Source organism: Morganella sp. GD04133 (assembly GCF_029835375.1).
GTDB lineage: Bacteria > Pseudomonadota > Gammaproteobacteria > Enterobacterales > Enterobacteriaceae > Morganella > Morganella morganii_B.
In genome coordinates, this window is record NZ_JAODZS010000033.1 from 1 (window position 1) to 24,851 (window position 24,851).

General features: G+C 50.2%; 29 protein-coding genes and 7 tRNA genes. 21 read left to right on the forward strand and 15 right to left on the reverse strand.

The window, feature by feature from the left end:
- Window positions 1–54: 54 nt before the first annotated feature.
- Window positions 55–282, reverse strand: a complete 228-nt coding sequence (locus tag N7387_RS15815) for a DNA polymerase III subunit theta (RefSeq protein WP_279800225.1) — start codon at window positions 280–282, stop codon at window positions 55–57.
- A gap of 542 nt (window positions 283–824) precedes the next feature.
- Between N7387_RS15815 and N7387_RS15820 the strand changes: the two genes are divergently transcribed.
- The 3 genes from N7387_RS15820 to catA all read left to right on the forward strand — a co-directional run bounded on the left by N7387_RS15820 (window position 825) and on the right by catA (window position 2,596).
- Entirely contained in the window at window positions 825–1,433 is a 609-nt protein-coding gene (locus N7387_RS15820) for a hypothetical protein (RefSeq protein ID WP_279800227.1), read from the forward strand.
- A 202-nt stretch (window positions 1,434–1,635) separates the two neighbouring features.
- Entirely contained in the window at window positions 1,636–1,758 is a 123-nt protein-coding gene (locus N7387_RS15825) for a hypothetical protein (RefSeq protein ID WP_279800228.1), read from the forward strand.
- Between the two features lie 196 nt (window positions 1,759–1,954).
- Window positions 1,955–2,596, forward strand: coding sequence for a type A chloramphenicol O-acetyltransferase (catA, locus tag N7387_RS15830; RefSeq protein WP_279800229.1), 642 nt, complete (start codon window positions 1,955–1,957; stop codon window positions 2,594–2,596).
- Between the two features lie 487 nt (window positions 2,597–3,083).
- Here catA and N7387_RS15835 read toward each other — a convergent pair whose 3' ends face one another.
- The gene (locus N7387_RS15835) at window positions 3,084–3,656 is read right to left on the reverse strand and encodes an XRE family transcriptional regulator (protein WP_279800230.1); all 573 of its coding nucleotides are present in this window, start codon (window positions 3,654–3,656) and stop codon (window positions 3,084–3,086) included.
- Between the two features lie 93 nt (window positions 3,657–3,749).
- Here N7387_RS15835 and N7387_RS15840 point away from each other — a divergent pair, with 93 nt between their 5' ends.
- The 3 genes from N7387_RS15840 (at window position 3,750) to N7387_RS15850 (ending at window position 6,742) form a co-directional block, all read left to right on the forward strand.
- Window positions 3,750–4,925 (forward strand): benzoate/H(+) symporter BenE family transporter, encoded by a 1,176-nt coding sequence (locus N7387_RS15840; RefSeq protein ID WP_279800231.1) that lies wholly within the window; start codon window positions 3,750–3,752, stop codon window positions 4,923–4,925.
- A gap of 107 nt (window positions 4,926–5,032) precedes the next feature.
- Complete coding sequence (locus N7387_RS15845; RefSeq protein WP_279800232.1) at window positions 5,033–5,803, forward strand: GNAT family N-acetyltransferase; 771 nt, start codon at window positions 5,033–5,035, stop codon at window positions 5,801–5,803.
- Window positions 5,804–5,806: 3 nt separating this feature from the next.
- A complete protein-coding gene (locus tag N7387_RS15850) occupies window positions 5,807–6,742 on the forward strand; it encodes an alpha/beta hydrolase (RefSeq protein WP_279800233.1) in 936 nt (311 codons plus the stop codon).
- A 74-nt stretch (window positions 6,743–6,816) separates the two neighbouring features.
- Here N7387_RS15850 and uspF read toward each other — a convergent pair whose 3' ends face one another.
- The 7 genes from uspF to cysZ all read right to left on the reverse strand — a co-directional run bounded on the left by uspF (window position 6,817) and on the right by cysZ (window position 12,855).
- Entirely contained in the window at window positions 6,817–7,251 is a 435-nt protein-coding gene (uspF, locus tag N7387_RS15855; protein ID WP_072870176.1) for a universal stress protein UspF, read from the reverse strand.
- Between the two features lie 132 nt (window positions 7,252–7,383).
- The gene (locus N7387_RS15860; RefSeq protein WP_262861449.1) at window positions 7,384–7,731 is read right to left on the reverse strand and encodes a DUF3024 domain-containing protein; all 348 of its coding nucleotides are present in this window, start codon (window positions 7,729–7,731) and stop codon (window positions 7,384–7,386) included.
- Between the two features lie 285 nt (window positions 7,732–8,016).
- Window positions 8,017–8,526 carry a PTS glucose transporter subunit IIA gene (gene crr / locus N7387_RS15865; protein ID WP_004240252.1) on the reverse strand — a complete coding sequence of 170 codons (510 nt, stop codon included), beginning with the start codon at window positions 8,524–8,526 and terminating at the stop codon, window positions 8,017–8,019.
- Between the two features lie 49 nt (window positions 8,527–8,575).
- The gene (gene ptsI / locus N7387_RS15870; protein ID WP_279800234.1) at window positions 8,576–10,300 is read right to left on the reverse strand and encodes a phosphoenolpyruvate-protein phosphotransferase PtsI; all 1,725 of its coding nucleotides are present in this window, start codon (window positions 10,298–10,300) and stop codon (window positions 8,576–8,578) included.
- A 122-nt stretch (window positions 10,301–10,422) separates the two neighbouring features.
- Entirely contained in the window at window positions 10,423–10,680 is a 258-nt protein-coding gene (gene ptsH / locus N7387_RS15875) for a phosphocarrier protein Hpr (RefSeq protein ID WP_004240254.1), read from the reverse strand.
- Between the two features lie 276 nt (window positions 10,681–10,956).
- Window positions 10,957–11,913: a cysteine synthase A gene (gene cysK, locus N7387_RS15880; protein WP_279800235.1), complete on the reverse strand. Its 957-nt coding sequence runs from the start codon at window positions 11,911–11,913 to the stop codon at window positions 10,957–10,959.
- A 189-nt stretch (window positions 11,914–12,102) separates the two neighbouring features.
- Window positions 12,103–12,855 (reverse strand): sulfate transporter CysZ, encoded by a 753-nt coding sequence (cysZ, locus tag N7387_RS15885; RefSeq protein WP_262861446.1) that lies wholly within the window; start codon window positions 12,853–12,855, stop codon window positions 12,103–12,105.
- Window positions 12,856–13,089: 234 nt separating this feature from the next.
- Between cysZ and zipA the strand changes: the two genes are divergently transcribed.
- The 3 genes from zipA (at window position 13,090) to N7387_RS15900 (ending at window position 16,460) form a co-directional block, all read left to right on the forward strand.
- Entirely contained in the window at window positions 13,090–14,085 is a 996-nt protein-coding gene (zipA, locus tag N7387_RS15890; protein ID WP_274371671.1) for a cell division protein ZipA, read from the forward strand.
- 72 nt (window positions 14,086–14,157) lie between these two features.
- Complete coding sequence (gene ligA, locus N7387_RS15895; protein WP_279800236.1) at window positions 14,158–16,179, forward strand: NAD-dependent DNA ligase LigA; 2,022 nt, start codon at window positions 14,158–14,160, stop codon at window positions 16,177–16,179.
- A 59-nt stretch (window positions 16,180–16,238) separates the two neighbouring features.
- Window positions 16,239–16,460 (forward strand): DUF3820 family protein, encoded by a 222-nt coding sequence (locus N7387_RS15900; protein WP_045138658.1) that lies wholly within the window; start codon window positions 16,239–16,241, stop codon window positions 16,458–16,460.
- On the opposite strand, the gene N7387_RS15905 is transcribed toward N7387_RS15900, so the two are convergent.
- On the reverse strand, window positions 16,454–16,876 hold the full coding sequence (locus N7387_RS15905) for a MarR family transcriptional regulator (protein WP_045138659.1): 423 nt from the start codon (window positions 16,874–16,876) through the stop codon (window positions 16,454–16,456). The two genes, N7387_RS15900 and N7387_RS15905, sit on opposite strands and share 7 nt — an antisense overlap.
- A 123-nt stretch (window positions 16,877–16,999) precedes the next feature.
- Between N7387_RS15905 and N7387_RS15910 the strand changes: the two genes are divergently transcribed.
- Window positions 17,000–17,752 (forward strand): SDR family NAD(P)-dependent oxidoreductase, encoded by a 753-nt coding sequence (locus tag N7387_RS15910; RefSeq protein WP_279800238.1) that lies wholly within the window; start codon window positions 17,000–17,002, stop codon window positions 17,750–17,752.
- Window positions 17,753–17,800: 48 nt separating this feature from the next.
- Here the strand turns inward: N7387_RS15910 and N7387_RS15915 are convergent.
- The 3 genes from N7387_RS15915 to gltX form a co-directional block, all read right to left on the reverse strand.
- Window positions 17,801–17,876: transfer RNA gene (locus N7387_RS15915), tRNA-Ala, on the reverse strand.
- Window positions 17,877–17,917: 41 nt separating this feature from the next.
- Window positions 17,918–17,993: transfer RNA gene (locus N7387_RS15920), tRNA-Ala, on the reverse strand.
- A gap of 159 nt (window positions 17,994–18,152) precedes the next feature.
- Window positions 18,153–19,568, reverse strand: a complete 1,416-nt coding sequence (gene gltX / locus N7387_RS15925) for a glutamate--tRNA ligase (protein ID WP_279800240.1) — start codon at window positions 19,566–19,568, stop codon at window positions 18,153–18,155.
- Between the two features lie 146 nt (window positions 19,569–19,714).
- Here gltX and N7387_RS15930 point away from each other — a divergent pair, with 146 nt between their 5' ends.
- From N7387_RS15930 to N7387_RS15960, 7 genes are all read left to right on the forward strand, one after another.
- Entirely contained in the window at window positions 19,715–19,864 is a 150-nt protein-coding gene (locus N7387_RS15930; protein WP_262861443.1) for a hypothetical protein, read from the forward strand.
- 40 nt (window positions 19,865–19,904) lie between these two features.
- Window positions 19,905–19,980: transfer RNA gene (locus tag N7387_RS15935), tRNA-Val, on the forward strand.
- A 55-nt stretch (window positions 19,981–20,035) separates the two neighbouring features.
- A tRNA-Val gene (locus N7387_RS15940) sits at window positions 20,036–20,111 on the forward strand.
- A 37-nt stretch (window positions 20,112–20,148) separates the two neighbouring features.
- Window positions 20,149–20,224, forward strand: a tRNA-Val gene (locus N7387_RS15945).
- A 32-nt stretch (window positions 20,225–20,256) separates the two neighbouring features.
- A tRNA-Lys gene (locus N7387_RS15950) sits at window positions 20,257–20,332 on the forward strand.
- 24 nt (window positions 20,333–20,356) lie between these two features.
- Window positions 20,357–20,432: transfer RNA gene (locus tag N7387_RS15955), tRNA-Lys, on the forward strand.
- 235 nt (window positions 20,433–20,667) lie between these two features.
- Entirely contained in the window at window positions 20,668–21,774 is a 1,107-nt protein-coding gene (locus N7387_RS15960) for a hypothetical protein (RefSeq protein WP_279800241.1), read from the forward strand.
- 36 nt (window positions 21,775–21,810) lie between these two features.
- Here N7387_RS15960 and N7387_RS15965 read toward each other — a convergent pair whose 3' ends face one another.
- Window positions 21,811–22,275: an HIT family protein gene (locus N7387_RS15965; RefSeq protein ID WP_143971400.1), complete on the reverse strand. Its 465-nt coding sequence runs from the start codon at window positions 22,273–22,275 to the stop codon at window positions 21,811–21,813.
- A gap of 161 nt (window positions 22,276–22,436) precedes the next feature.
- Between N7387_RS15965 and sra the strand changes: the two genes are divergently transcribed.
- Entirely contained in the window at window positions 22,437–22,664 is a 228-nt protein-coding gene (gene sra / locus N7387_RS15970; RefSeq protein WP_025152896.1) for a stationary-phase-induced ribosome-associated protein, read from the forward strand.
- Window positions 22,665–22,816: 152 nt separating this feature from the next.
- On the forward strand, window positions 22,817–23,335 hold the full coding sequence (locus N7387_RS15975; RefSeq protein WP_262860611.1) for a YgjV family protein: 519 nt from the start codon (window positions 22,817–22,819) through the stop codon (window positions 23,333–23,335).
- Here the strand turns inward: N7387_RS15975 and N7387_RS15980 are convergent.
- Window positions 23,328–23,582, reverse strand: a complete 255-nt coding sequence (locus tag N7387_RS15980; protein WP_279800242.1) for a hypothetical protein — start codon at window positions 23,580–23,582, stop codon at window positions 23,328–23,330. The two genes, N7387_RS15975 and N7387_RS15980, sit on opposite strands and share 8 nt — an antisense overlap.
- 271 nt (window positions 23,583–23,853) lie before the next feature.
- On the opposite strand from N7387_RS15980, the gene N7387_RS15985 reads away from it, so the two are divergent.
- Together N7387_RS15985 and N7387_RS15990 are read left to right on the forward strand one after the other, a co-directional pair.
- Window positions 23,854–24,408: an iron transporter gene (locus N7387_RS15985; protein ID WP_004240274.1), complete on the forward strand. Its 555-nt coding sequence runs from the start codon at window positions 23,854–23,856 to the stop codon at window positions 24,406–24,408.
- A 99-nt stretch (window positions 24,409–24,507) separates the two neighbouring features.
- Window positions 24,508–24,828 carry a cupredoxin domain-containing protein gene (locus N7387_RS15990; protein ID WP_279800280.1) on the forward strand — a complete coding sequence of 107 codons (321 nt, stop codon included), beginning with the start codon at window positions 24,508–24,510 and terminating at the stop codon, window positions 24,826–24,828.
- Window positions 24,829–24,851 lie beyond the last annotated feature (23 nt).

Below are 24,851 nucleotides of genomic sequence, written 5' to 3' on the forward strand. Positions count from 1 at the left end.
ATTGCAGGCGCTTGACGTATCCACAGACGCGGTTATTGTCTGGCCGGTTAAGCCTTAACTTTCCTTCTCATACTCGAACCCGCGTGGAAACCTTTTCCCGATCTCCCTGTAGTGCTCAAGTCTCTCTCTGAAGTACGGGCGTAAATGCTCGGGCTGCTGGTTTTCTGTTTCGTACAGATCATACGGTAGTCCGAGTCTTTCTTTGTACGCGATACCGGATGCGGCTAAATCGGCATTAATTTTGTCTTTTTCGTCTTGGGTGAGGTTGGCGATATTGTGCATGTTGGTTTCGGAGTTGTGGGTGATGATGGGAGTATAGCAGGGGGATTTGTGGCGTGACATGTTCGTGTCGTCATTGCGTGACTATTACGTGCCACTAAAAGTACATTAAATGTCACGGATGTGATGTGTGAATACTGATATATCGTTATTAATCAATTAATTATATCCGGATGCTGTCATTCGTAATGAAAAGGTCACCAGTTCGAATCCGGTATCCGGCACCACTTCGATCGACTCCCATCCCCCCATCCTCCCATCCTCCCATCCTCCCGCCCTCCCATTTCCTGAAGTGCTGACATTGGCACTCACCGGCCTGAATTAACCAGCTCGCCCGGGTGTGTCTCAGGCCGCGAAAGCGGAAATCGTCAATTTAATGCAGCCGGGGCCGGGTCACTGATACGATCCTTTTTTACGGAGGCTTTATTTTTTACTGGTACTTTTATTCTGGATTGATATCGTTTGTTGCCGGAAAACAGCCGGATTGAATGATAAGTTAAATATGGCGGGCTAACGTCACATTAAATCAGCGGATATACTGAACAATGAAAAAAATAACGATAATTTCTGCGTTGGTTGCAGCATCACTATTACTGGGTGGCTGTGATAAAACAGAGGCGGCGGATACAGGACAACATGAGCGTTATGCTGCTCCTTTCGGTCTGACCTGGGGAATGACGGAAGAAGCTCTGGCACCACGGCTCGGCAGTCAGCCGGAAACGGATAACAGCGAATATGCCTGCCCGCTGACCAAAGTGACGTCCAAAACATTTTCCGGCGGATTAAATGAAGCCGGTGAATACGAATTCCGTTTTTTACCGCAGTACGGGCAGCCGGATTTCAGCGGGCTGGTCGGTATTGGTTATTTTTATTCCACAGATGATGAAACAGTATATCAGACGCTGCTGAAAACATTGCAGCACAATCTTGAAGCGGAATATGGTAAACCTTCAATACTGGAAAGCAAAAAAGCAGATGAAGAACATTTCATTTATAAATCGGAAGAAAACGAAATCAGTTTGTTTGTCATGATGCGTGATGCCCGTTTTTATATTTCGCTGGACTACAGTTATTTTCCCACAGAACATCAGGTTTCTCTGAAGAATAATATACAAAAAATAAAAGAGATCTGCATTAAGCAGCGGGGAGAGTAAGTTATCGCTAAGTACAAAAAACCACCGGTTATCCGGTGGTTTTTTATTTGCGGGCGGCCTGTTTATCTGTCACTGATTGCATTGTTTTTTGCATTTTTTATTAAAAGTGCGGTGGTGGAAAAAAATGAACAAATAAAAACTCCGGTTCTTGAGATGGTTCCGACACTGAAAGTCATTATTTTCGGCGTAAATACAGGAATCAGTGGATAAATACGGTCACCGTTTCCTGGCTGATGATCCGTATGTACTGGCGGAAGACAAACTGCAAACCTGTCAGATGAAAATTGACGTAATGGCGGATGTGCTGAAAGCACCACCCCGTTAATCCGCAGAACTGATCCGCTATGTGTTTGCGGATGATTGGCCGAAATAAATAAAGCCGGGCTTAATACAATCAGGCCCGTATCGGGTATTATTACTGAATACCAGACAGCTTACGGAGGACGGAATGTTACCCATTGAGACAACCAGACTGCCTTCTGATTATTAATATTTTTCACTATTAATCAGAAGGAATAAACATGAATTTTACCCGGATTGACCTGAATACCTGGAATCGCAGGGAACATTTTGCCCTTTATCGTCAGCAGATTAAATGCGGATTCAGCCTGACCACCAAACTCGATATTACCGTTTTGCGTACCGCTCTGGCGGAAACGGATTATAAATTTTATCCGGTAATGATTTATCTGATCTCCGGGGTTGTTAATCAGTTTCCGGAGTTCCGGATGGCAATGAAAGATAATGCACTGATTTACTGGGATCGGACCGATCCTGTATTTACTGTTTTTCATAAAGACACTGAAACATTCTCTGTGCTCTTCTGCCGTTATTGTCCGGATATCAGTGAATTTATGGCGGGCTATAATGCGGTAATGGCAGAATATCAGCATGATACTGCATTGTTTCCGCAGGGAGAGTTACCAGAGAACCATCTGAATATATCATCATTACCCTGGGTGAGTTTTGACGGATTTAACCTGAATATCACCGGAAAGGATGATTATTTTGCCCCGGTTTTTACGATGGGGAAATTTCAGCAGGAAGGTGACTGCGTATTATTACCTGTTTCTGTACAGGTGCACCATGCAGTCTGTGATGGTTTTCATGCAGCCCGGTTTATTAATACACTTCAGATGATGTGTAACAACATACTAAAATAAGTTAGTTAATCCTGTAATAAGCCACTGTATCCGGCAGGAATGGTGGCTTTTTTTTATATTTTCACTGTGATCTGTAATCTCGTTTCAGAATCGTTCAGGATCACTGTACGATACTACACCTGTAGTTTGGTAATACCCTTAATAAGAAAGATGCAGTAAAACCATGTAGCGATAATAATAAATTATGCAGTAGTAACAACACCAGAAGAAACAACACCAGAAGAAACAACACCAGAAAAAACATCATGACAGCATAGAAATATGCCTGACGATGTTTAATTAAACAATAAATAAACCGCCATACATAACAGAGGACAGTATTCTGAATGGCATATTTTTATGTTCAGTATAAACGTAAACCCTTGCTATTCCGGGAAGGTCTATTATAAGTTAAGCTGAGCAGGTATTTATTTTGGTTGTATTATTATTACTAAAAATCAGACGATCTGTTAAGTCAAAGCGGGGTATATTTTTATACCCTGCTTTTTTATTTTTCCGCAGAGCGCGGATAATGGATCAGGTTATGCAGTGTCACAATGGTCTTGCCGAGATTAGCGTAAGCGTGCGGAATATCGGCATGGAAGCGCAGGGATTCCCCGGCGGAAACGGTGTGCCATTCATTCCCCAGCTGCAGTTGTAATGCCCCTTCCAGCACAATAACATGTTCGATAACGCCGGGTTCATGTGGGCCGGACTCGCTGAGCGCCCCCGGCAGCAGGTCAATCTTCAGTAAATCCGTTTTCAGTTCATCATCAAATGGGATCAGCGGTGTGACACGCATCCCTGAGCGGGTCTGTTCAAAGACCGGCAGTTTTGCAAAAGCGTGGAGTGCGGATTGCTGTTGCGGTTGCGCACCTTCCAGAAAGACAGAGAACGCCACATTAAAGCCGGTGGCGATTTTCCACAGTGTGGATACCGTCGGGCTGGACTGTCCGCGTTCAATCTGGCCGAGCATAGCTTTGCTGACGCCCGTCAGTTGTGCTGCCTGGCTGAGACTCAGTCCGCGTTCGGCACGCAGTTGTTTAAAAGTTTCAGCAACAGCCGGTGTGATATCGTGCATAAATTGTCATTATTCCGGGTAAATGTCATTGTCCGTTATAGCATCCGGTGATAGAGTCCGGTCGTCTGCTATAACATCCGATGGTGTGTTCCTATGAATAAGTTAACATTTTTTCGTGCCTTTTCTCCAGCAATGATGATGACAGGGCTGGTTGCGGTGCTGGTCGGTTATGCCAGTTCAGTGGCGATTATTTTGCAGGCACTGAATGTGGCGGGACTTGATGCCGCACAAACCGGCGGCTGGCTGATGATGCTGGGGATCGGGATGGGAGTGACAACGATCGGGTTGTCGCTCTGGTATAAAATGCCGGTGCTGACGGCCTGGTCCACACCGGGGATCGCGCTGCTGGTGACCAGTTTGTCGGGGGTGACCATCAATGAAGCCGTCGGCGTGTTTATTTTTGCCTCTGGGCTGATGTTTCTGTGCGGTGTGACCGGTATTTTTGCCCGACTGATGAATTATATCCCGCGCGCACTGGCCTCGGCGATGCTGGCCGGTATTCTGTTACGTTTCGGGCTGACGGCGTTCGGTGCGCTGAATACCAGCTTTGTGCTGTGTGCTGCGATGATAGCCGCGTATGTGGTGATGCGGCGGATTTTCCCGCTGTACGCCATTATTGCTGCACTGATCACCGGTATTACAGTGACCGGGCTGAGCGGTGATCTGCATTTTGTCCGGACGGGTAATGTGTTTGCGCTGCCGGAATTTGTGATGCCGTCATTTACCCTGACATCCCTGATCAGTGTCGGCATTCCTTTTTTTATTGTGTCGCTGGCCTCGCAGAATGCGCCGGGGATTGCGATTTTACAGGCTAACGGTTATCCGCCGCACACCTCTGTACTGCTGAGCTGCTCGTCGCTGGCGGCCATTCTGCTGGCACCGTGGGGTGGGTTCAGTATCTGTATTGCGGCGATCACCGCCGCGATTTGCATGGCGCCGGATGTGCATCCGGACCCGGCACGGCGTTATACCGCAGCTGTCTGGGCGGGGATATTTTATCTGCTGGCGGGGATTTTCGGCGGTGCGGTTTTTATGTTGTTCAATGCCTTTCCGGTGGTTCTGATACAGATCCTGGCCGGGCTTGCTCTGCTGACCACGCTGATGAACAGCCTGCATCAGTCCCTGGCAGATGAGAAAGGGCGGGATGCGGCAATTATCTGCTTTCTGCTGACGGCATCCGGTATTACGCTGCTGGGTATCAGTTCGGCTTTTTGGGGATTGCTGGCGGGTATTGTGGTGCATCAGATTATGGCAATACGCCGGGGCTGAGCGTCAGGCGCAGGAATACCTTAACATTCTGATAAGGTATATAACGGCTTATATTATAGAGTGGAGATAATAAATTCCGCCGATGCTTATACCATTCCGGAGACACCATGAGTTTACAGAATTACCTCGCCACAGAGCGCCATTTCTGGCGCAGTATCGCGCAGGATGTCATTACAGTCAGTGACCGCGCAGAGTGCTATCTGACACCGCTGCCGGTGCCGGTTTTTAACTATATCTATCTGCAGGCCGGTGCGGATAACGCTGAATTTTCACAGGCACAGCAGCTTTTCACCGCCTGCCATAAGCCCCATTGTCTGGTGACGGAGAAATCTGTCGCAGAAGCATTGCACCCGCAGATTATGGCGGCGGGTTATGAAGCTGACGGTGAAACCAGTGCCATGCATCTGTGTGTTGAGGAATGGCAGCCGTCTTCTGTTCTTCCTGCCGGATGCGAGATCCGTGAGGTGAATGATCAGCTTTCGCTGTGGGCGGAGCCGCTGGATGCCGCTTTTCCGGTGGGAGAGGATGACGAAGAAGCGCCGGATTTCAGTATTGTCAGTGACTATATCCGCTATCATCAGCGGGCAATGGCAAACGGTACTGAGCTGCACCATGCCGTTCTGTTGTGTCAGGGGAAACCGGTCAGCTGCATTACGCTGTCGCTGTCAGAATACGGCGCGCGGATTGATGATCTCGGAACTGTTCCTGCATATCAGGGCAACGGCTACGCCACACTGTTGCTGGATTATGCACTGACACTATGCCGGAAGCGGGGTATCCGGGATTGTTATCTGGAAGCGTCGTCCGAAGGATTGAGCCTGTATCAGAAGCTCGGTTTCCGCACACTGTTTAATTATCTGTTTTATGTGAAGGGATGAAGAATGCGTAAGGCCGCCGTCTGTGCGCTGCTGGGTTGTCTGCTGATGGCTCCTGCAATGGCATCAGAAATACAAAATAGCGGGAAAGAAACGGTCCGGACAGACAACCTTGCCCGTCAGGACGGCAGCGATATTCATTACTACCTGCTGCACCGGCAGGCGGAACCTGCCCGAAAATTACTGGTGCTGATTCAGGGTTCAGACTGTAACAGTGCCAAAAACAACCGTTTTATGGTGGATACTTTCGGCGGTGCGTTCCCGGATCATGACATTCTGCTGGTGGAGAAATACGGCATTACCGATGCACTGCCTTTTAATGACCGTGATGGCGAGCGGGCAGATTGCCCGGCGGAAACCATGCTCAATGATTCGCTGTCGGTGCGGGTCAGTGACTATGCTGCGGTGCTCGATCGCCTGAAAGGGGCGTATGACACTGTGCTGCTGTTGGGCGGCAGCGAAGGGGCGACGGTCGCGGAGCACACCGCCCTGGTATCGCCGGTGGTTGACGCGGTGGTAGCCATCAATGGTGGCGGGCGCTTTTTCCTCGATGATGTCACGGACAGCTTCCGTAATAGCCCTCAGCCGCCTGACGAGTCACAGTTAGCCGGTTTTCTGGCATTTACCGATGCGGTAAAACGTAATGAGGTGGCGGACGATATGCTGGTCAGCCAGCACGGGCCGCGCTGGTGGCGTGAGTTTCTGGAAGCCGATGCGCAGCAGACACTGAACGGGCAGATAAAACCGGTGCTGGTTATTCAGACGCTGAATGATACCAATGTCAGTGTTACATCGTTTAAGCAGATGCAGCAAGCGGTGGCGAATCCGGTGGTGACATTCAGAACCTTTGATAATCTGGATCACTATTTTAAAGATTCCGACGGAAACCGGCATACCGGACACGTTCTGTCAGCTATTCGTGACTGGTATGCCCGGCTGTGATCCTGTGCAGATTTCAGGAAAATAAAAAAACAAACGCCCGGCGGTGCGGGCGTTCAGTCAGGTACTGCCGCGTATCAGCGGACAACCAGAACCGAGGTATGGGCGTAACGCACAACCGCTGCGGCGTTGGAGCCGAGCAGATAGGTGGACATATCCGGGCGGCGTGAGCTGATCACAATCAGGTCGCTTTCCAGGGTATCCGCCAGTTTCAGAATCTGATCTTTCGGTGAGCCGGAAACCACGTGCAGTTCAAACTGCTCTGCAGGCAGATTAAAATCACTGACCATCTTCGCCAGCTGCTCTTTGGCGCTGTCCAGAATCTCATCTTTTTCCGGCAGGGTGGCGGCATAGGCAATACCGAAAGAGGCAAAGTGAGAGAATGACGGGATCACCGCGACAAAGTGAATTTTGGCATTTTCAAATTTGGCTAATGTCTGAATTGTCGGGATCACCTCGCGGGTCAGCCCGGTTTCGGAAATATCGATTGGAACTATAATCGTTTTATACATACACACCTCGCAATCTGAAAGCCGGCAAATAAGTTATCAGTCATAGTAACCTGCGTAATGAGCACTATACGTGAAAACGATCAAAATTCACAAATAAACCCCTTAACGGGGCTTAATTGTGTGATGTGGTGACTAACTGAAAATAAAACGGTCGGATTTATCATCCAGAACCTGTTTCAGCAGTACACTCAGCGTGCCGGCAGGGCAGTCCGGATAAGGCTGCCATTTGTTGTTATCCACATAAAAAAGCTGCCAGTTATCATCAGCTTCTGACCAGGTCAGTCTGGCAATGTGTTTTTCGATGATTTGCGGAGTGCCGCACGGGCAGACGAGTTGTTTCTGATAAATCAGTATGTTGTTATTGTCCGTGCGGTACTGAACATCGAACTCATCGGGGATATGACCATTCGGATACAGGCGCTCAGTGAACAGGCGCATGTTCTGCTTTATTTGCTGTGTCTGAACTGAATTAAATTCCATAGCATTACCATTTTGTGACGAACGAAAATGAAAACTTCCCGTTTATCCCGCCAGTGGTTCCGGCGGCTCCGGCCGTATCAGGCAGCGCGTTATCTGCGTAAATTGCGGACCGTCACGGGAGATCATGTTAGCGCATTTCACTGAGGTGAGAAATACTTTTCCGGTGACTTCCGGATAACAGGCAGGGGATAATACAACAAAATTAATCAATCAAAGGAAAACAGACGAAAAAAAACGGTTTCCGCAGAAACCGTTTTTCAGTGTACAGACTGTGGTGTAACGCTGTTATTTTTTGATTTTGATGACAACCGTTTCGCCGACAGTGACCGGACCGGTCATTTTAGTCATCTCTTTGATTTCATCCATATTCGAGATAACCACCGGGGTCAGGGTGGATTTGGCTTTCTCTTCGAGAAGCGCCAGATCAAATTCAAGAACCAGGTCGCCTTTTTGTACGCGCTGGCCTTCTTCCGCAATACGTTTGAAGCCTTCACCTTTCAGTTCGACCGTGTCGATCCCGAAGTGAACAAACAGTTCAATCCCGCTGTCCGATTCAATGGAGAACGCGTGATTAGTTTCAAAAATTTTACCGATTGTACCGTCAACAGGGGCAACGATTTTATTCCCTGCCGGTTTGATGGCAATACCATCGCCGACAATTTTCTCTGCGAAAACAACGTCAGGCACATCTTCGATATTCACAATCTCACCGGACAGCGGTGCCACGATGTCAATCGTGCCGCTGTCTTTTTTATCATCCGAAACCAGCGACTTCAGTTTGTCAAACAGACCCATGAATACTCTCCTAATTGTTGATACGGGACCGGGCGTGAATTTGGCGTTCTCAGCACAGGGTTTTTTCTTTGGTGAAAGTTTCCACCAGTGCCATCAGTTCTGTTGCCGTCGGCTGAGCGAGTGCCTGTTCAGCCAGTGCTTTCGCATCTTCATAATGCGTATTGCGGATCAGTTTTTTGATACGCGGGATAGCAATAGAACTCATACTAAATTCATCTAAACCCATGCCCAGCAACAATAACGTTGCACGTTCATCACCCGCCAGCTCACCACACATTCCGGTCCATTTCCCTTCCGCGTGGGAAGCGTCAATGACTTGTTTGATAAGGTTCAGCACCGCAGGAGACATCGGGTTGTAGAGATGGGAAATCAGCTCATTTCCGCGATCCACAGCCAGAGTATACTGCGTCAGGTCGTTGGTTCCAATACTGAAAAAATCGACTTCTTTTGCAATGTGACGTGCATTAATTGCTGCCGCCGGGGTTTCCACCATGATACCAACTTCAATAGTTTCATCAAAAGGTTTCTGTTCATCCCGCAGCTGCTGTTTCATTTCGTCCACTATCTTATTGAGTTCGCGGACTTCTTCGACGGAAATCACCATCGGGAACATGATGCGCAGCTTTCCGAAAACCGAGGCACGTAAAATTGCGCGCAGCTGGGTATCGAGAATTTCACGGCGATCCAGACAGATACGGATGGCGCGCCAGCCGAGGAACGGGTTTTCCTCTTTCGGCAGATTCATATACGGCAGGTCTTTATCACCGCCGATGTCCATAGTGCGGACAATAATGGCTTCATCCGGCATCGCCTGAGCGACGTCTTTGTAAGCACGGAACTGCTCTTCTTCGGTCGGCAGCGAGTCGCGATCCATAAACAGGAATTCGGTGCGGTATAAACCGACACCTTCCGCACCGTTGCGTTCCGCACCCGGCATATCGCGCACGGTACCGATGTTGGCACAGACTTCCACCTGATGACCGTCAAGGGTAATCGCAGGCAGGTCTTTAAGTTTTGCCAGTTCGGCTTTTTCCGCCAGATAGTCATCGCGCACTTCTTTCATGCGCTCAATCTCTTCTTCAGACGGATTGAGATAAATGGTGTTATTAACCGCATCCAGAATCAGGTAATCATCACTGCTAATATTTTCAGTGGCATTACCGGTACCGACCACGGCAGGGATTTCCAGCGAACGGGCCATGATGGAAGTGTGGGAAGTCCGGCCGCCGATGTCGGTGATAAAGCCCAGCACTTTTTTCAGGTTCAGCTGTGCGGTTTCGGACGGTGTCAGGTCTTTGGAGACCAGGATCACTTCATCAGCGATGGCGCTGAGGTCGATAATCGGCATGCCGAGGATATTTTTCAGCAGGCGGTTACCGATATCGCGGACATCTGCCGCGCGTTCTTTCAGATACTCATCATCAAGACCTTCCAGGGCGGTGGCCTGTTCTTCAATCACCTGGTTGACCGCGTAATCGGCGGTTTTTTTGCTTTTGATGATGTCAGTGATTTCGTTTTCAAGCTCCTCGTCTTCGAGCAGCATGATATGACCTTCAAAAATTTCGGCTTTCTCGGCACCGAGATTTTTTTCAGCGGTTTCTTTGATGGCATTCAGCTGTGCGGACGCTTTGGCGCGGCCTTCAGTGAAACGCCGGATTTCAGCATCAATCTGCTCAGCAGAAATCGACTTCTGGCTGATAATGATAGGTTCTTCTTTGAGTAACAACGCTTTACCAAAAGCGATACCCGGTGAAACAGAGATTCCTGAAACCATAATAATACCTTTGAGTTTACTGGGGGACGTACAGCAGCGGGCTGCGTGAGCGTACCCGGAAACGGACTATCCCCGGCATGACACGGCGGCCGGGGATCCTGGCAGGTGAGGGCGGAAGGAGATTACTCCAGTTCACCCATCAGTTTGACGAGGTGCTCTACCGCTTTCTGCTCATCTTCACCTTCTGCGGCGATAGTCACCACGGTACCCTGTGTCAGACCCAGCGTCTGTAACTTGAACAGGCTTTTGGCGCTGGCGCTTTTGCCGCCGGAAGTCAGGGTGATGTCAGAAGCGAAGGTTTTGGCTTCTTTGACAAACTGAGCCGCAGGACGGGTGTGCAGGCCGTTAGGAGCAGTAATGGTGACTTCTTGCTGATACATAGCGTTACCTCATGTTTGAAATTTTTTATCGGCAGTTAATATTAAGACATATAACAGTAATCATAGCCGGAGCAAGTAAAATAGCACAACCCGAAGATTCGACATACGTATTTGGTGTCATTATTTTGAGCTGTGAAATAATTACTTTTTTAATACTAAACAACCGCACAAAAATCACCCTGCAGAGTGTCAAACTTTGATCCGTTGCACAAAAAAAGCACCCTTTGCGGGTGCTTTCGAGGTCAGGCAGGACGGGAACTGAATCCGTTCAGTTGATCAGTTTTCACTGATATCGGCGAACAGGGCCGTACTGAGGTAACGTTCACCGGAAGACGGCAGGATCACCACGATATTTTTACCCTTAAATTTATCTTCTTTCGCAAGACGTTCCGCAGCAATGACTGCTGCCCCGGATGAAATACCGGCCAGAATACCTTCGCGCTCCATCAGTTTACGGGCGGTGGCGAAAGCATCTTCGTTGCTGACCAGCTCGACGCGGTCAATCAGGCTCAGATCCAGGTTGCCCGGGATAAAACCGGCGCCGATACCCTGAATTTTGTGCGGGCCCGGTTTGATCTCTTCCCCGGCTAGCGCCTGGGTGATCACCGGGGAACCTTCCGGCTCGACAGCCACGATAGTGACGTCTTTTTTCCCTTTGATGTTTTTCAGGTAACGGGCGATACCGGTGATGGTGCCGCCGGTGCCGACACCGGCAACCACGACATCCACATTGCCGTTAGTGTCTTCCCAGATTTCCGGGCCGGTGGTTTTTTCGTGGATCGCCGGGTTGGCCGGGTTGCTGAATTGTTGTAATACGATATAGCGGGACGGATCAGACGCGCTGATTTCATCGGCTTTTTCAATCGCGCCTTTCATGCCTTTCGCTCCCTCGGTCAGTACCAGGTTGGCTCCCAGGGCTTTGAGCAGTTTACGGCGTTCGATACTCATGGTATCCGGCATGGTCAGGGTAAGTTTGTAACCACGGGCGGCAGCAACATACGCCAGTGCAATCCCGGTGTTACCGCTGGTCGGTTCCACCAGTTCCACACCCGGTTTCAGGATGCCGCGTTTTTCCGCGTCCCAGATCATATTGGCACCGATACGGCATTTGACGCTGAAGCTCGGGTTGCGGGATTCCACTTTCGCCAGAATATTGCCGTGACCAAAATGTTTGAGGCGCACCAGCGGTGTGTGACCAATGGTTAGCGAGTTATCTTCATATATCTTACTCATCGGTTTTCCTTATAGGGTTATTCATAATCGGACTAAATATAAAACCACATTACCCGCTGACCGGCGGAAAGGAAATACATAATCGGCATATCCTTATAACCGGACAGACGATCCATAGCGAAAAGGTATAAGGCGCAGGAAAACGGCAGGGCGGTGTGATAACCACCCTGCACGGAAGGGCGTTGCGGATCAGTCGCGGACAAACTGTGCGCGGTAGCGATCCACCCACAGCGCGGTGGCACCGCAGACCGCCGCAGGCATAATGAACAGGTTCACAAACGGGATCATGGTCAGCACACTGACCAGCGAACCGAACTGGAGATTGGTCATATTATCGCGGCGCAGGGTGTTTTTCATTTCCGGAAAACTGACTTTGTGATTATCAAACGGGAAATCCCCGTACTGCACAGACATCATCCAGGCACCGAAAATAAACCAGAGCACCGGTGCGAGTGTCTGCCCGATCCCCGGAATAAAAAACAGGATCAGCAGAATAACGGCACGCGGGATGTAATAGAGCAGCTTAACCATCTCCCGTTTCAGAATACGCGGGATATCTTTTATCAGATCTGCCCAGCCCTGATCCGGCGCGGGACGCCCGGTGAGTTCCGCTTCCAGTTTTTCTGACAGCCAGCCGTTAAACGGCGAGGCAATGATATTGGCGAGCGTGCTGAAAAAATAGGTGAAGATCAACAGCACGGAGATCACCGCCACCGGCCAGATAAAATAATCCAGCCATTGCAGCCAGCCCGGTACTTTGTCCATCAGCCAGGCTATCCACCCGCTGAACTGACTGAACAACCACCAGAGCGCACCGCCCATTACCACGATATTGGCCAGCAGCGGCAGAATCACGAAGGCCCGGAGACCCGGACGCATCATCAGCCGCCATCCTTGTGCAACATATGCAAAACCGCTGAGCGGCCTGACAGGATTTGTCATACTTCCTATTCACTCCTATGATTGTAAAACGTTATACTATCAGACTGAGCTATTGATTTGTTCGGTCACAAATGAAATGTCAGGATGAAAAATCAGTCAAAAAGAGCAATTCAATGATCTTTATTGCAAGAAATACGTGCAGGGACTTGAACTTAACATCATTGACAAATACTCTTGTAATCAAACGATAGTATTTTGCCATGGTGGCCTTTAATTTAAACAACAGAGATAGCACTGATGCAAGATTTGCGTCTGATATTAATCGTTGTGGGTGCGGTAGCAATCATCGCATTGTTACTCCACGGACTGTGGACGAGCCGTAAAGAGCGTTCTTCCCTGTTTCGCGCGCGCCCCATGAAGCGTCGAAAATACGAGTCACAGGACGAAGCTGCTGATGACATGTCAGAAGCACACGGTGCCCGTCATTCTGCTGCATTACCGGACGATCCGGCTCCGCAGATCTCTCCGTATTCAGAAGCGCAGAATGAGCAGGATCCGTTATTATCTGCCGGCAGAATGTCTCCGTCACCGGAGCCGGAAGAACCGCCTGTGATACCGAAAGCGCAGAGTCCGCGCCGTCAGCCGGTAAAAACACCGGAAGCCGAGCCGCAAATCGGATTATTTGATGCCCTTGAGCAGGAAGCCCCGGCACCACAGGTTGCGGTTACCCCGGCGCCGGAAGTGATGACAACTGCTGCCGTGATAACGGCGGCTGAAACAGATACGCCTCACGAGGAACAACCGGCAGCTGAGCCGGAGCCGGTTGTTGCGGTGCAGGAAGATGCGCCGCACAGCAGTGCGGAAAACAATGAGCTGGTGCTGGCACTGTTTGTGTCTGCCCATCCGGGACAGATGGTCGCGGGTGACATTTTGCGCACGGCTGTTGAGCAGGCCGGGTTCCGTTTCGGGGCGATGAACATTTATCACCGTCATGTCGATCCGGCAGGCAGTGGTCCGGTATTATTCAGTCTGGCCAATATGGTGAATCCGGGCACGTTTGTGCCGGAGCAGATGGAAGAGATCGAAACCCCGGGTGTGGCCATGTTTATGATGGTGCCGTCCTATGGTGATGCAAGCCAGAACTTCAAACTGATGTTACAGGCCGCTCAGCGTATCGCCTCTGATGTCGGTGGTGTGGTACTGGATGAGGAGCGCAAAATGCTGACACCGCAGAAAATTGAGGTGTATAAGGCACGCATCCGCAAAGTTCTCGTTGCCAAACAGAACTGAGACCCACAAATCGCACAAAAACCCCCGCAATGACGGGGGTTTTTTTCAGGTATAAACAGATTGCAGATTACTATGATGCCAAAAAATAACGAAAACGACATTGAACAGCTGCGCGCCGCGTTGCGCCATCATGAATACTGTTATCACGTGCTGGATAACCCGGAAGTGCCGGATGCGGAATATGACCGCCTGATGCAGCGTCTGAAAGCGCTGGAAGCGGCGCATCCGGAACTTATCACACCTGACTCCCCGACACAGCGGGTCGGGGCATCACCACTGAGTGCGTTTGAACAGGTACGACATGAAATTCCGATGCTGTCACTGGATAACGTGTTTGATGAGGAAAGCTATCTCGCCTTTGACAAACGTGTGCGTGATCGCCTGAAAGACACGCAGGATCTGACATTCTGCTGTGAGCTGAAACTCGACGGCCTGGCGGTCAGCCTGCTGTATGAAAACGGCAGTCTGGTGCAGGCGGCGACCCGGGGGGACGGCACCACCGGCGAGAATATTACCGCCAATGTGCGGACAATCCGCGCGATTCCGCTGAAACTGCGCGGGGAAAATATCCCGCAGCGTATTGAGATCCGCGGCGAAGTTTTTATGCCGCAGAACGGCTTTGAGGCCATGAATGAGGAAGCGCGCCGCACCGGGGGCAAGGTGTTTGCCAACCCTCGCAATGCCGCGGCAGGCTCACTGCGCCAGCTGGATCCGTCTGTCACAGCGAAACGTCCGCTGACTTTTTTCTGTTACGGTGTGGGTGTGCTGGAAGGCGGTATACTGCCGGGCAGCCACTATGATCGCCTGCAGCAATTTAAAGCCTGGGGCTTACCGGTCAGTGATCGTGTGATGCGCTGCACCGGCAGTCAGGCAGTGCTGGATTTCTATCACAATGTGGAAGAGAGCCGCCCTGTGCTGGGCTTTGATATTGACGGTGTGGTGATCAAAGTGGATTCCATTGCACAGCAGGAGGCGCTGGGGTTCGTGTCCCGCGCCCCGCGCTGGGCGACAGCCTTTAAATTCCCTGCCCAGGAACAGATGACCGTTGTCCGTGATGTGGAATTCCAGGTCGGCCGTACCGGTGCGATTACCCCGGTTGCCCGTCTGGAGCCGGTGCTGGTGGCCGGTGTGACGGTCAGTAATGCCACGCTGCATAATGCGGATGAAATCAGCCGTCTCGGCCTGAAAATCGGCGATACGGTGGTTATCCGCCGTGCCGGGGATGTGATCCCGCAGGTGGTGGGTGTGGTGGAATCAGAGCGTCCGGCAGATGCGCGGGATATTGAATTTCCGCTCAGTTGCCCGGTGTGCGGGTCAGATATCGAACGGGTGGAAGGCGAGGCCGTTGCCCGCTGTACCGGCGGTCTGATTTGCGGCGCGCAGCGCAAAGAAGCACTTAAACACTTTGTCTCCCGCCGCGCTATGGACGTGGACGGACTGGGAGACAAAATTATCGACCAGCTGGTGGATGCGGAATATGTGAAAACGCCGGCCGATTTGTGGCGGCTGACCCCCGGTAAGCTGACCGGGCTTGATCGCATGGGGCCAAAATCGGCACAGAAACTGACTGACGCACTGGCGGCATCAAAACAGACCACTTTTGCCCGTTTTCTTTATGCCCTGGGGATCCGCGAAGTCGGCGAAGCCACGGCGGCCAATCTGGCAGAGCATTTCGGCACCCTGGAGGCTTTGCAGCAGGCAGATACAGAGGCACTGAAAGCCGTTCCCGATGTGGGGGAGGTTGTCGCGAAACATGTGGTCAATTTCTTCCGCGAACAGCATAACCGGGAGGTTATCACTGATCTGACCGGGGATATCGGTATCAGCTGGCCGGATGTGGTGGCGGTGGATGCATCGGCACTGGATAATCCGTTTGCCGGTAAAGTGGTTGTACTGACCGGCTCACTGCAGATCCTGACCCGTGATGAGGCGAAAGATCGGCTGACGGCGCTGGGGGCAAAAGTCACCGGCAGTGTCTCGAAGAAAACCGATCTGGTGGTTGCCGGAGAAGCCGCAGGTTCCAAGCTTGTCAAAGCGGAAGAGCTGGGCATTAAAGTGATCAATGAAGATGAATTTATTGCGCTGCTGAACTGACAGACAACCTGAAAAACGGTCTTCCGCAGAAGACCGTTTCAGTCACATCAGGAGAGATGATGGAGAAAGAAGATTTAGTGGCTGTCGCTAACACGGCTATGCCATTTGGTAAATACAAAGGCTGCCGTTTAATTGACCTTCCCGAGGAATACCTGCTCTGGTTTGCCCGTAAAGACAGTTTCCCGGAAGGGCGCCTGGGCCAGCTGATGCAGATCACCCTCGTGATTAAAACCGAAGGGTTAAGTGGTCTGATAAAACCGCTTAAACGTCCTGCTCACTGATCCCGGGTCAGTGCATCGATGACTTTCCGGCTCAGTATACGAAACTGGCGCTGTTCATCGTCATCAAGACTTGCAAATACTTTTTCTGCATTGCGGGTGCGTCCTGTTGCCGCGCGGGACAGAAACTCTTCACCTTCGGGGGTCAGCTGAGTCACCAGTTCCCGTTTATCGGTCTCCGACTGATACTGGGAAACAAACTGGTGTTTTTTCAGTGCCCGTAATGATTTCGAGACATTCTGGCGTGAAATCCCGAGTTTCTGACTTAAATCCGACGGGGTTAAATCCCCCTGAAGGCGCAACATTTCCATTACGTCATACTGTGCCCATGTCACCTTTTCAGGTGAGCTGATGGTCCGTTGCGCTACCAATGTACACTGTAACAATGACAGTGTATTTTCCAGTTCCTTGAATGACATAACACCTCCCTTTTATCCTCACCCTTAGTTTAGCTGAAAGGCAAAATCAGGAAAAGGAAGTTGATTAACAAAAGTTAATCAATTAAGCTTTTGGTTAACTAAAGTTAATTAAAAGGTGATGTGATGACTGACTTTCAACAGAAGATTATTCTGGTTACCGGTGCGTCAACCGGAGTAGGTGAAGGAATTGCCCGTGAATTACTGAAAAGAGGCGCTAAAGTTGCGATTACCGGGCGAAATCCGGAACATCTGCAAAAGGCAATAAATGAGTGGGATCCTACGGGGTATAGCGTGCTGGCAATTGAAGCAGATGTACGTAAATCGATCGATTGCAGGCGGATGGTGAGCACGGTATTAGATAAATTTGGTGCTTTGCACGGACTGGTGAACAATGCCGGGATCACCGGGCCGCACGGCGTGAAGATTGCGGATTACGATGCTGAGGCCTGGCAGGATGTGATGGATACGGATGTGACCGGCACATTCCTCGGGATGAAATTCGGTATTCCGGCCATTATCAAAAGCGGTGGCGGAGCGATAGTGAATTTATCAGCCTGTAACGGCGTCACCGGTATTGCGGGAATTGCGCCTTATACTGCGGCCAAGCACGCGGTACTCGGACTGACACGGGCGGCGGCACTGGAATATGCAGAGCAGGGGGTGAGGATTAACGCGGTCGGTCCGGGCTATGTGGCAACACCGAATATTCTGGCGTTACCGCAGGATGTGCAGACCATGATGGCGGAGAGTCACCCGATGAAACGGATGGCAGCGCGGGAAGAGGTGGCAAAAATGGTGGCGTTTCTGTTATCAGATGACAGTCGTTTTTGTACCGGCGGGTTTTATCCGGTGGATGGCGGGTATACCGCACAATGACAGGAAGGCAGAAACGAAAAACCCCGGTCAGAGACCGGGGTTTGAATTTGGTGGAGCTAAGGGGGATCGAACCCCTGACCTCTTGCATGCCATGCAAGCGCTCTCCCAGCTGAGCTATAGCCCCGGAAAACCGGATGTCACGGTATTTATCAGTCACCAACGATTTGGTGGAGCTAAGGGGGATCGAACCCCTGACCTCTTGCATGCCATGCAAGCGCTCTCCCAGCTGAGCTATAGCCCCGATAAAATCGACTGGACGCGCAGCATAATAGGCAAGGTTCCCTGAACTGTCAACGGGTTAATATGAAATTCGTGTGTGACCGGTGAAAAAGCCGTCAATTCAGTAAAATGACAAAAAAATACCCGGCACTAAGCCGGGTATTGAGATTGCCGATAGTGATTACTGTGCTTCGCGTTCAGCAATAAAGGCCAGCGCCATATCGATACGCGCCAGAGAACGGGACTGACCAATCGCATGTACGGTCACATCCAGGCCCGGAGACTGACCGGCACCGGTCACAGCAACACGTAACGGCATACCGACTTTACCCATCCCGATTTCCAGCTCATCAGCCGTTGCCTGAATGGCTTCGTGTACGGCTTCCGGTGTCCAGGTGGTCAGGGCGGCCAGTTTGGCTTTAACCACTTCCAGCGGCTGACTGGCAACCGGACGCAGATGTTTTTTCGCGGCATCAGCATCGAAGCTGTCAAAGTCTTCATAGAAGTAACGGCAGGTTTCCGCCATTTCTTTCAGTGTTTTGCAGCGCTCGCCCAGCAGGCGGACCAGATCTGCCAGTTCCGGCCCGTTGCGGGTATCGATCCCGGCATTTTCAATATGCCACTGCAGATAAACGGCCACTTCTTCCGCCGGCATACTGTTAATATAGTGGTGGTTGAGCCACTGTAATTTCTCAGTATTGAATGCACTGGCAGATTTGCTGACGGCTTCCAGGGTGAACAGCTCCGTCATTTCTTCAATGCTGAAGATTTCCTGATCGCCGTGAGACCAGCCCAGACGCACCAGGTAGTTCAGCAGCGCCTGCGGCAGATAACCGTCATCGCGGTACTGCATCACACCCACTGCACCATGGCGTTTGGATAATTTTTTGCCGTCGTCGCCGTTGATCATGGAGACGTGGGCGTATTCCGGTACCGGTGCGCCGAGCGCTTTCAGGATGTTGATCTGGCGCGGTGTATTGTTGATATGGTCTTCACCACGGATAACATGAGTGATTTCCATATCCCAGTCATCGACAACCACACAGAAGTTATAGGTCGGGGAACCATCAGTACGGCGGATAATTAAGTCATCCAGTTCCTGGTTGCTGAATTCAATCGGCCCGCGGATTTTGTCATCAAAAATAACCGAGCCTTCCTGCGGGTTACGGAAACGCACCACATGCGGCTCATCCGCAGTATGGTTATGGGCATGATCACGGCAGCAACCGTCGTAACGCGGCTTCTCATTATTCGCCATCTGTTTTTCACGCAGGGCTTCCAGGCGCTCTTTGGAGCAATAGCAGCGGTAAGCGGTACCGTTTTCAATCATGGTGTCGATCACCTGATTGTAGCGGTCAAAGCGTTTGGTCTGGTAATACGGGCCTTCATCCCAGCTGAGATTTAACCAGTTCATCCCGTCCATAATGGCGTCGATAGCTTCCTGAGTTGAGCGTTCAAGATCGGTATCTTCTATACGCAGGACAAATTCACCGTGGTTGTGACGGCTGTACAGCCAGGAGTACAGAGCGGTACGTGCGCCGCCCACATGCAGGTAGCCGGTAGGGCTGGGTGCGAAACGGGTTTTTACTTTACTCATTGGAATGCCTTTCATAACGTCTGCGCCAGACGTAGTGGATGAAGAAATACGATGCGGGATATTTTAGCACTGAGACATAATTCCTCAATGAAAAGGGGAAAAGAAGGCCGAAAAAGTCATTTTTCCCGTGTTAAAAGGAAAAATATATGACAAAACAGGACGTTTTTGCAGCAATGAATCTGACGGCGATCACGATTTATCCGGTTTCTGCTTACATACTGCGCGCGGATGGCGATAATCAGAACAGGGTGACTAAAATTACAACGAACGATCATTTTCTTTCGAAAAAGCGTTGACTCAAACGCGCAGATCCCTATAATGCACCTCCATCACGACGGGCGATTAGCTCAGTTGGTAGAGCATCTCCCTTACAAGGAGGGGGTCACTGGTTCGAGCCCGGTATCGCCCACCATTCTTTTTAAGAATGAACGTTGTGATAGTGAAGTAAAGCAGTAAATGTTATGAATGGGCGATTAGCTCAGTTGGTAGAGCATCTCCCTTACAAGGAGGGGGTCACTGGTTCGAGCCCGGTATCGCCCACCATTCATAATAATGATGTAAGTTGCAGTCATCCTGAAGTGGGCGATTAGCTCAGTTGGTAGAGCATCTCCCTTACAAGGAGGGGGTCACTGGTTCGAGCCCGGTATCGCCCACCACTTCACATGATTCTCCCGCATCACTCAGGTATGGGTCGTTAGCTCAGTTGGTAGAGCAGTTGACTTTTAATCAATTGGTCACAGGTTCGAATCCTGTACGACCCACCATTCCTGAAAATCAATCCCAAAGATGGGTCGTTAGCTCAGTTGGTAGAGCAGTTGACTTTTAATCAATTGGTCACAGGTTCGAATCCTGTACGACCCACCATCTTTCTTATTTCCCCTGTATTTTATCTTCCTGTTTCTGTCTGTTTCTCGGTACACTCAATCAGATTTTTGTGATCTGCTTCATGCTGTTCCATTAAAGTTTTTAACCGGTCTGCCGTTATTCCCCTGTATCAGTCACGATTTTTTGTGATCTCTCTTTTTAAAACAAACACTGACGTCGTTTCGGAGTCCGGAGCGGCATATCTGTATTTCTTTCAGCATGGAGTTCTGTTCCGATGTCGTGGCCTGTTCCTGAATTTCCGGTTAAACGTGATGCACCGGGCGCCAAAATTACGCTGTGGCTGGGGTTGCTGTTCGTCGTTCTGGCCCTTATCTTTTTTCTCGATTTCTGTATTTTAAAACTCCCGCTGACGGAAGTGCTGATTTTTATCTATCTGCCGTACATTCTTATCTGGATGTGTCTGTTCACTTACGCTATGCACCGTCATGAGCAGGCGCGGATCGCCTGTCAGAGCTGGAATGCCTCCATTACTTTCAAACGCAATGAGTGGGTCAACTGGTGCCAGCGCAAACTGATGGTTACCGGGGTTTCATTGCTGATGCCGAAAAGTGTCAGACAGGTTTATACCTCAGAGCGGAAACAACGGACAGAAGAGGAAGATAAACAGCTGCTTGCCGGTTATGACCATTCTGTCGAAGCGGTTTTTACCGCACTGGCAAAAGATCTGGATCAGCAGCATGAAGGTTATCAGTCAAAATTAAAAACGGTGTATGTTATCACCCCGAATCCGCTGCAAAATACAGAAATTGAACGCAATATAACGAAAATCTGGGGCTGTGCGACGGAATTTATTCAGACACCGGAAGATATCGGTCATCTGTTTGATGAGGAAGACAACAGCGCCATGTGGCTGCTGGTCGGGCTGAATATCTGGCAGGCGGGGCAAATTCCTGCGTACCATGAAATGGCAAGTGCTGTTCTGCTGACATCCTGCTACTACTTTGAGCGCAATACCTTTCCGTTTAACGGCAGCCTGTCCCGCTTTATGCCAATCAATGAAATGCAGTTATCTGCCGATCTGCCGATGCTGGAAAAAATGAACCTGCTGGATAAAGAGGAAGAAAAATCCTTCTGGCTGATGCGGGAAAATGAACTGGCGCAGGATGTGATTTATCAGTACTGCAATAAAGCGCAGAGCCGTACTTTCCTGAAAAATAATATCTATATTGCGGATAATCAGGTCAGCGCCGACAGAGAAGCGGTTTTTGTGATGGCAATGATGCTGATAAAAGCGATGGAGACCCTCAGCCCGCAGTGTCTGCTGATGATGGACAGTGATGGCCTCGGGTATGCCACCGTGGTCGGGTGCGAAGTCCGCTGACACAACATTCCGGTGGTGAGATACCACCGGAATCACTTACTTTTCCTGACTTGCGCGGATAGCCGCAGCCAGTTCAGCCAGTTTTTTATCATCTGCCCGCTCACAGTCGTGAGATGACAAAAATCCCGGATACTGCGTGTAAAACGCGGGTTGTTTATGCTCTATCGGCCGCCATTCTGTCATATCCGCAGTGCCGTGCATCGGGCTGAGTTTACTGTGGATATGATCCACGCCGTAACCCTCGAAAAACATGCCGCAGCGTGCGACATCCGGAAATGCTTTTTCCAGCACTTTTGCCACTTTTTTGGTCGCCAGTACCAGACCGGTCAGAACATCATCTTCCAGATCAAACGCATAGCTCGGGTAATGCGCTTTCGGGATCACCACCGTAAAGCCGTCGGTATTGGGAAATATCGACAAAAATGCCAGATAATGCTCATCTTCCCAGATCTTATGGCAGGGCGCTTTCCCCGCCGCGATATCACAAAAAATACACGCCATTTATCAGACTCTCCCGGTCAGTGAACAGGTCATACCCAACATACAGGATAGGGCACGGAAATACCATTATGCCGGCGGTAAATCAGTCACTTAGAGAAAACTTTATTATTTTCAGTAAGTTGCTATAATGGATGAACGTTCACAACAATGAGGAGTTTATTATGCGAACTAACAGAGCGGCGAGACGTTTGTTAGGAATGCCCTATACATTCAGTAAAGGGAAATCAAAAATTAACATCTTTATTGCAGCCACCGCAGATGAAAACGCGGATAACATCCCGCCGGCGCTGAAGTCAAAAAGCAAAATCTGTGTAATTCAGGACGACAATAAAAAAACCCGGACCTATCACAAAATCGAGACACATTATCCGGGCTATATGGCATGCTGATACCACTGCACATGTGATGACGGCATGATGCAATAAGAAAAGGGGCTGCGGCCTCTTTTTTAATGTGCAATAACTCGCAACCTGAACAAATTCTGTTTATGCTGACAGCACAACAATTAAAACCATTCAGCATGTGATGACGGCAGGGGATGATGGACTATTTGTATTATGCGGGGCAGGGGCTCGGTATTGTTGCGTTTATTATCGGGACAACGGTTTTTATCCAGCGCAATGAGCGGAAGCTCAAAATCCGGTTATCAATTTACACCGCCATTATGGCATCCCACTTTTTTCTGCTTGGTGCATATCCCGCCGGGATCAGTGCCACGCTCAACAGCATCCGGACGTATGTGTCCATCAGTCACCGCCAGCGTTGGGTGCTGTGGTTATTTGTTTCGCTGACGCTGATTCTGGCTGTCCCGAATATCCGCACCTGGCAGGAAGTGTTGCCGGTAACGGGCACCCTGATGAGCACGTTTGCATTTTTTCTGCTGACGGGATTGCGTATGCGGTATGTAATCTGGTGTTCAACGGCGTGCTGGGTGGTGTATAACGCCTGGCTGGGAACGGTCGGCGGCACACTGATTGAATCGACGTTTCTGGTGATCAACGGTTGGGCAATTTTCCGTTTCCGGCGTCTGATAAAACAGGGAATTAATCCGTTCAGTTAAGCGGTTCCGGCTGCTCATCCGGGGGAAGTGTGTTTTCCGGATTACCGGGACTGCTGTCATCACCGGAGCCGGTTTCGCGCATCACCTCGTTACACATAAAGTAGAGGTTCGGACGGCGTTTGGCGATATATTTCAGGCGGTGTTCACACTCATGTTTGGTATAGATATCTTCCGTGACCGGCAGTGCTTCACAGGCATCGCCGCCGCAGGTACTCACCAGTAGCACAAATCCGATAGTTTCTAACATAAACATCCGCCGGTTTTATTTCAGAGGCGCCATTATGTCGTAAAGGGTTGCCTGCCGTCCAGTTTTTATACGGCGAAGGGGTCATCACCGGCGGATAGATATTTCCTGCCGGACATTGCTTTTGCGGATGTATTTCGTGGCTGAATCCGGGTTGAAATGTAACCGTTTCATTGAAAAATGTGGCGGTAAGCGATAACTTTTACTTGAATGAGGTAAATGGTAATGATTATTATTGTCAGCACTATTTGCGTAAAGACAATGAGGAATCAGCATGCGTATCGGGATGAGTGTGGCAGCAGCATTACTGGGCGTGGTATCAACCTCTGCCCTGGCACTGGAATATCCGCTCGGGCAGCCTGTTATCAAAAACGGTATGGAGATTCAGGGTGTGTATCTGCAGCCGATCACCATGGCGGTGGAAGGCAAACATGAAATGCATCACCTGGCGGCGGATAAGTCAGATATCCATCTGGAAGCAGATATCCATGCCGTTGAGGAAAACCCGAACGGCTTCGCGGAAGGGGACTGGATCCCGTATCTGAAAGTGGATTACAAAGTCACCAAACTGGATGATCCGAAGAAAGCCCAGTCAGGTACCTTTATGGCGATGGTTGCCAGTGATGGCCCGCATTACGGTGAAAACCTGAAGCTGGATGGCTACGGTAAATATCGCGTCGAATACCGCATCTCTCCGCCGAGCATGAACGACAATGTGGCTTTCGGTCGTCATATTGACAAAGAAACCGGTGTTGCTCCGTGGTTTGAGCCGTTTGATGTCTCCTGGGACTTCGAATATGCCGGTACCGGCCGCAAAGGCAGTTACTGAGTTTATTATTTAAGGAAAACAGCAGGCCGGTAACCGCGGTCTGCTGTCCGGACACCGGATGTCACTACCCCGCTGAGGTCACTCATGAAACTCATTGTTATGGCACTGTGTTTATCGGTGCTTTCCCTGATGTCACTGCCCGCCGCGGCGGCAGAGAAATTCACTGTCGAACTGGAAATGAATAACGGCGAACTGACACCGCCGGTACTGAAGGTACCCGCGAAAACGCCGATCCGCATTAAAATCTCCAATACCGGTACCGAACCGGTCGAATTTGAAAGCACCCAGCTGCGCAAAGAGAAAGTGCTGGCGCCGGGAGCGTCTTCCGTGGTGGTGATTGCACCGCTCAAACCCGGAAAATATACCTTTTTTGATGATTTTCATCTGTCGCACCCGGCCGGTGAAATTATCGCGGAATAAGTGTCAGTTCACAGGAATTCATT